We start from the raw sequence: 333 nt of genomic DNA, 5'->3' as shown, positions 1-333 counted from the left end.
TACCGATCACACACCTTTTTTAGAGTAATAGTATCAGTATGTCCAAGATTTAGAGGTTACTTGCATGTATCTTGAAGCTTTTGCACCGGAACCATCAATATAGATACTAAAATCGTAAAGGCAATTCTTCTAATGACCTCATTAGATAGCTTCCTTTCCACTTTACTTGTTCTTTTTCACCTTGTATCTGTATATTTGGCATACGACGTAATAATGTAGGAATAGCAATCTTTGCTTCTAAACGAGCGAGTGGTGCCCCAAGGCAAAAATGACTACCATGACCAAAGGCAATATGACGATTATTCTCTCTTGTAATGTCAAATATATCAGCAT

The 333-nt window shown here is 36.3% G+C and carries 1 protein-coding gene; it reads right to left on the bottom strand.

What is annotated here, in order from left to right:
- Positions 1-106: 106 nt before the first annotated feature.
- The coding region (locus JDS96_RS30930; RefSeq protein ID WP_199669141.1) for a cytochrome P450 at positions 107-333 on the bottom strand (227 nt) is incomplete at its 5' end.

Origin of the sequence: Bacillus cereus group sp. N21 (assembly GCF_016483395.1) — a bacterium.
Lineage (GTDB): Bacteria > Bacillota > Bacilli > Bacillales > Bacillaceae_G > Bacillus_A > Bacillus_A pseudomycoides.
This window is presented reverse-complemented; position numbering and strand designations above follow the sequence as displayed.